This window comes from Spirillospora sp. NPDC046719, from assembly GCF_040645715.1.
GTDB lineage: Bacteria > Actinomycetota > Actinomycetes > Streptosporangiales > Streptosporangiaceae > Spirillospora.
Genome location: NZ_JBEYYT010000507.1, coordinates 1 through 6,067 on the forward strand (window position 1 = coordinate 1; position 6,067 = coordinate 6,067).

The window sequence follows — 6,067 nt, forward strand, 5'->3', positions numbered from 1 at the left end:
CGCTGCCCCCCGACCCCACGGCCCTGCCGATCAACTACCTGTACACGGCGAGGGTCTGAGCGGCCTCGGCGGGCCGGACCGCGGCGCCCTGGGGCGCCCCGCGTCCCGGCCCGCGGGGTCACTTCAGCGTGTGCTCCGACTGGTTCCAGAAGTCGCTGAGGGCGGCGGCGGTCGTCTCCGGCGCCTCCCAGGCGGGGGAGTGCGCGGCGCTCGGGATCACGACCCGGGCCGCGTTGAGCCGCTCCGCCATCTCCGCCTGGGCGCGCGGGTCCCAGACGTCGTCGTCCTCGCCGTACAGGACGAGCGTCCGCAGGCCCGTGTCGCCGCAGTGCTTGGCGAGCTCGTCGACCCGGTCGGGCGCGGTGAGGATCTCGCGGGACATGCCGACCAGCCCCGCCTCGGAGTTGCCGAGCGTCCGGTCCTTCAGGAACGCCAGGATGTCCGCCTGGACGCCACTCGCGACGTAGTCCGGCTCCATGCCGACGCTCCAGATCGCGGCCATGCCCAGCTCGGGGATCGCGTCCCGCAGCGCCCGCGCCTTGTCGGCGGACGGCCCCGTCACGGCGGACGGCCCGGAGCTCATCAGCGTCAGCGACGCCGGCCGCGCCGGCCCCGCCAGGACCGCCTCCCGCGCCACCAGCCCCCCGAACGAGTGCCCCACCAGGTGCACCGGGTCGGGGCCGAGCGCCTCCAGCAGCGCCACGAGGTCGGCGCCGAGGGCCGCGCGGCCGTAGGCGTCCGGGTCGTCCGGGCCCGGTGTCTCGTGCTGCCCGCGCATGTCGATCGCCACGACGCGGCGGCCCGAGGCGGCGAGCGTCGGCAGCATCGCGAGGAAGTCCTCCTTGCTGCCGGTGAGACCCGGCACGAGGAGGGCGGGACACCGCTCGGGCACCCGCGACCCCGGCATCGCCTCCAGCGCGGCGAACGGGCCGCGCGACGTCTCGACGGTCGTCCGGCTCACGCCGGGGGGCAGGGTCAGGAACCGGGGCGTACTCACGGAGTGCCACCATACTAAACGGGCATCCGCCGGCCACCGCCGCGAAACCCCGCGGTGGTAGCTTCTCAGCGTGCGAGCGAAGCCGGCGATCTCGGCGCATCGACGGGACGAGGCGGGCCTGAACGGCCTGCGCGACGCGGTCGGATCCGGGGCCGAGTACGTCGAGATCGACGTCCGGCGCACCGGCGACGGGCGGCTGGTCGTGCACCACGACCGCGAGGTCGGCGGGCTGCCGCTGGCACGGCTGTCCTACCGCCGGGCGAAGGAACTGTCACCCCGCCCGCTGCCGCTGGTGGACGAGGCCATGGAACTCATCGCCGCGTCCGGCGCGCAGGGCCACCTGGACCTGAAGGAGCGCGGCTGCGAGCACGAGACCGTCGCGCTCGCGATCGAGGCGTTCGGGCCCGGCGGGTTCGTGGTGACGACCCGCGAGGTGGCCTCGCTCGTCGAGATCAAGAGGAGCTTCCCGCGGACCCGGACGGCCCTGTCGGTGGGCCGCAACCTCTGGGAGCCGGGCGTCGCCCGCGACCTCGCGCCGCTGCGCCAGATCCGCCGGGCCGGCGCCGACATGGTCGCGCTCAACCACCGGCTCGCCCGGGTCGGGGTGCTGCGGCAGTGCGGCCGCGCCGGCATCCCCGCGATGATCTGGACGGTCAACGCCGAGCCGCTGATGCGCCGCTTCCTCGGCGACCCCCGCGTCGCCGTCCTGGTCACCGACCACCCCACCACCGCCCTCGGCATGCGGGACGGTATTTAACTGCATTGCCCTTGGCGGTCGGGCCCTGGGGGCCCTCCCTTCGGCGGGCAATGCGTGCGATCGCAGCATCGCTCCGACTCGCCCTGGGGGCTCGCTGCGCGATCGGATTCTCGCTCCGCTCGAATCCGGCTTCGCACGCGATCGCGACGCTTGAGGCTCTTGACCGTTACGGACCTCGGGCCGGTATGCCGGAACGGGTCCGCTGCGCACGCGGCGGGCCTGCTCGCGGATGCCGCGGGCGGACACCGGAAACCGCGAGAGCACGGGCGGGCCGTGTCTCGCGGTCGGTGCGGGCGTCAGGCCGTCTGGGTGGCCTCGGTCGTGTCGGCCGCGGGCTTGCCGGCGCGGGTGCGGCGCCGGGTGCGGCTCCGCTTGCGCTCGGTGGCGACGGCGTCGACGACGTTGTCGGACGCCCCGTCCGAGGCCGCGGTCGCGCCGCCCTCGCTCGCCTTGCCCTCGGTCGCCTTGCCCTCGATCGGCTGCCCGCCGCGGGTGCGGGTCCTCGCGCGCTTGCGGCGGCGGGGGCGCGGACGCTCCCGCTCCTCGCGGCGCACGGTGCTGCGCACCTTGCCGGTCTCGCCGATGTCCTCCAGCTCCTCGGCGTCCAGCCCGGCCCGCTCGTGGCGGTGCTCCTTCGGCAGGGTGCCCTTCGTGCCCTCGGGGATGCCGAGCGCCTCGAAGAAGTGCGGAGAGGTGGAGTAGGTCTCCTCCGGCGCCGCGAACGGCAGGTCGAGCGTGCTGTTGATCAGCTTCCACCGGGTCAGGTCGGCCCAGTCGATCAGCGTGACCGCGACGCCCTCCTTGCCCGCGCGGCCGGTGCGGCCGATGCGGTGCACGTAGGTGTCGGCGCTGTCGGGGCACTCGTAGTTGACGACGTGCGTGACGTCGTCGACGTCGAGCCCGCGGGCCGCCACGTCGGTGGCGACCAGCACGCCGATCTTGCCGTTGCGGAACGCGCGCAGTGCCCGCTCCCGCTGGCTCTGCCCGAGGTCGCCGTGGACGGCGGCGGCGTCGAAGCCGCGCTGCGCCAGGTCGGCGGCGACCCGGTCGCAGGCCCGCTTGGTCTGGCAGAAGATCATCGTCAGCCCGCGGCCCTCGGCCTGCAGCAGCCGCGCCAGCATCTCCGGCTTGTCCATCTGGTGGGCCTGGAAGACGTGCTGGACGACCTGCGGCGTCGCGTCGGACTCGCTGTGCGACTCGGCCCGCACGTTGGTCGGGCGGGTCAGGTAGCGGCGCGACAGCGCGACGATCTCGCCCGGCATGGTCGCCGAGAACATCATCGTCTGCCGCTGCGCGGGGATCCGGTCGATGATCCGCTCGATGTCGGGCAGGAACCCGAGGTCGAGCATGCGGTCGGCCTCGTCCAGCACCAGCACGCCGACCTGTGAGAGGTCCAGGTGCTTCTGCTTGACCAGGTCGAGCAGCCGGCCCGGGGTGCCGACGACCACGTCGACGCCCTCGCGGAGCGCGTCGATCTGCGGCTCGTAGGCGCGGCCGCCGTACACCGACAGCACGCGGGTGCCGAGCTTGCCGCCGGCGACCAGCAGGTCATCGGTGACCTGCAGGGCCAGCTCGCGGGTGGGCGCGACGACGAGCGCCTGCGGCTTCTTGCCGCCGTGCTCGATGCGCTGGAGCAGCGCCGCGCCGAACGCCAGCGTCTTGCCGGTGCCGGTGCGCGCCTGCCCGATGATGTCGTGGCCGCCCAGCGCGATCGGCAGGGCGAGCTCCTGGATGGGGAACGCTTCCACGATGCCCTCGGCCTGCAGGGCATCTGCTATCTCGGGGACGACCCCGAGTTCACGAAAGGTAGTCAGGGCTTTCAGCCTCCAATGTGCGGGGTCCTCGCTCCCCGGTGCGGCGCGGCTCGTCGCCCGCGTCGGCAGGATGCCGGCGGGCGGGCCCGTCAGGGGCGCTGTCGATCGAGGTCACAGTCGCCGCCGGCTGGGCTTCGCCGTCCTGGCGCGCCCGCCGGTCGCTTCCTGTGGCCGCGCGCTCGCGCGGGAGGGACCAGCCGTTGATCAAAATGTCTCGGCGACCGCAGTCAGGGGTTGAAAGCAGTCACTCATTGTGGCTGCGTGCGGTCACACTCCGCCACGCAGTGTACCGACCGTCAGTTGCATACACCAATAGCCGATCACCAGACCCAACGTTTCCGTGTTTTCGTCTATTCCATCCCCGCTCGCCAGCGCCGATCCGTGGCGTGGAACGGGCCCGGACGGACCGGCGCGACGGCCCCTCCCGGCGGCCACATCCGGACACTGCGGGGCGCGGACGAGCATCGGTTGCCCGGGGGCGCGCCGTGCCCCAGATTGATGGGCATGATCGAACCGTCCGGGGCCGACACGTCGGGGGCGTCCCCATCGCCCGCCGCGCCGTCCGGGGACGCGCCGCCGTCCGCCTCGTCCGCCGAGCCGCCGTCCGCCGAGCCGCCGTCCGGGGACGCGCCGTCCGGCGAGCCGCCGTCCGGTGCTGCGCCGCCGTGGCGCGTCGAGGGCTTCACCGAGGTGCGGGAGCTGGGCTCGGGCGCGCAGGGCCGGGTGGTGCTGGCGCGGCACTCCGCCGCCGGCGCGCCGGTCGCGATCAAGTACCTGGTCCGCCGGGACGGCGACGACGCGGCCATCGACCGGCTGCGCGCCGAGGCGGTGATGCTCGGCCGCGTCGACGATCCGCACGTCGTCCGGCTCTACCGGTTCGTCAGCGCCGCGCGCGGGGCCGCGCTCGTGATGGAGGCGGTGGACGGGGTCTCGCTCAAGCGGATCCTGGCCGAGCACGGCGCACTGGAGCCGGAGGCGGCGCTCACCGTGCTGAAGGGGTCCCTGCGCGGCCTCGCCGCCGCCCACGCGGCCGGCGTGGTGCACCGCGACTACAAGCCCGCCAACGTCGTCGTCCGCGCGGACGGGCTGAGCAAGCTGATCGACTTCGGGATCGCCACGGCGACCGGGGACGGCTCCGGGGCCGGAACGCCCGCCTACATGGCGCCCGAGCAGTGGGAGCGGCGGCCCGCCTCGCCGGCCACCGACGTGTACGCGGCGACCTGCGTGTTCTTCGAGTGCGTCACCGGCGGCCGGCCCTTCTCCGGGGATCTGGCGGCGCTCCGGGCCGGGCACCTGCACGGCGCGGTCCCGGCCGAGCGCCTCCCGGAGGGGCTGCGGGACCTGGTCGTCCGCGGGATGGCCAAGGCCCCGCAGGACCGCCCGCCCAGCGCCGCCGCGTTCGCCGCCGAGCTGGAGACGGCCGCCACCGCGGCGTACGGGCCGGGCTGGGAGGGGCGGGGCGTCCGCGCTCTGGCGGGCGCGGCCGTAGCCTTCGCGGCCGTGTTCCCCCTGGCTGCGGCCGGACTGGTCCCGGCGGCCGCGGGAGGCGCGGCGGCAGGCGGTGCCGCGGGCGGTGCGGCGGGCGGCGCGGCGGCGGGCGGGGCCGCGGCGGGCGGGGGCGCCGGGGTCGGCGCGGCGGCCGGCGGCGGTTTGTTCGCGGCGACCGGGGCCAAGGTCGCCGCCGCAGTGGCGGCCGCCGCCGCGCTCGCGGCGGGCGGCGCCGGCGCCTACACGGCCGCCTCCTCCGGGGGCGGCGGCACGCAGGCGCGGACGGACCTGCGGGTGCGGCCCGTGTCGGTCGTCCGGACGACCGGCCATCCCGCGACGCGCGTCACGGCGAGCTACCCGCAGCTGAGCGGGCTGCCCGCCGCGGTGCTGGCGAAGGCCAACGCGGCGGTCCGCGAGCCCGCCGAGAGCTGGGCGCGGAGGGCCGGCCAGGAACTGGCCGCCTTCACCGGCACCGGCGACCCGCCGACCCCCTACACGGGCAAGGTGACCTACGAGGTGGGGCTGAACGGGCCGAAGCTGTTCTCCGTCCGCTACTTCTACAGCGGGACGGTCCTGACCAGGAACACGGCCCTGGCGCAGATGGTCACGGTCGACCTCACGACCGGGCGCGCGGTGCCGCCCCGCGACTTCTTCCGGGCGGACGCGCTCACGATGGCGAGCACCCGCGCCTTCACCCGCCTGCTGATCGAGTACGGGCCCGGCGGCGGTTCCCTGTGCGAGAACGAGCCGGCGGGTCCGGACACCGGTGCCGTCACGCCCGCGATGATCAGGGACGGCAACGTCCAGGTGCTGCCGACGCGCAAGGGGATCGACTTCTACCCGCCGGAGCCCGCGCTGGGCTACAGCATGGCCTGCGGAAGGGCCTGGCGGGCGTTCAGCGTGCCGTACCGGCGGCTCGGCCCGTTCATCCGCCCGGACGTCTTCCGCGCGGCGGGCGTCGCCGTACCGTCGCCCTGACGGCCGGTCCGGGGCCGGGCCTCTGGCCAGGGG

4 protein-coding genes are annotated in these 6,067 nt (G+C 75.2%); 2 read left to right on the top strand and 2 right to left on the bottom strand.

Annotated features, from left to right (window positions below):
- Positions 1 to 118: 118 nt before the first annotated feature.
- Positions 119 to 997, bottom strand: a complete 879-nt coding sequence (locus tag ABZ914_RS44420) for an alpha/beta fold hydrolase (RefSeq protein WP_500200744.1) — start codon at positions 995 to 997, stop codon at positions 119 to 121.
- A gap of 70 nt (positions 998 to 1,067) precedes the next feature.
- Between ABZ914_RS44420 and ABZ914_RS44425 the strand changes: the two genes are divergently transcribed.
- The gene (locus ABZ914_RS44425; RefSeq protein ID WP_500200745.1) at positions 1,068 to 1,754 is read left to right on the top strand and encodes a glycerophosphodiester phosphodiesterase; all 687 of its coding nucleotides are present in this window, start codon (positions 1,068 to 1,070) and stop codon (positions 1,752 to 1,754) included.
- Positions 1,755 to 2,050: 296 nt separating this feature from the next.
- Here the strand turns inward: ABZ914_RS44425 and ABZ914_RS44430 are convergent, their stop codons facing one another.
- Positions 2,051 to 3,502: a DEAD/DEAH box helicase gene (locus tag ABZ914_RS44430; protein WP_500200746.1), complete on the bottom strand. Its 1,452-nt coding sequence runs from the start codon at positions 3,500 to 3,502 to the stop codon at positions 2,051 to 2,053.
- Between the two features lie 570 nt (positions 3,503 to 4,072).
- Here ABZ914_RS44430 and ABZ914_RS44435 point away from each other — a divergent pair.
- Positions 4,073 to 6,034, top strand: a complete 1,962-nt coding sequence (locus tag ABZ914_RS44435; RefSeq protein WP_500200747.1) for a serine/threonine-protein kinase — start codon at positions 4,073 to 4,075, stop codon at positions 6,032 to 6,034.
- Positions 6,035 to 6,067 lie beyond the last annotated feature (33 nt).

What these genes read in the sequence shown, in the direction of transcription:
- ABZ914_RS44435 (WP_500200747.1), top strand. Translation starts at nt 4,073, where the DNA reads ATGATCGAACCGTCCGGGGCCGACACGTCGGGGGCGTCCCCATCGCCC.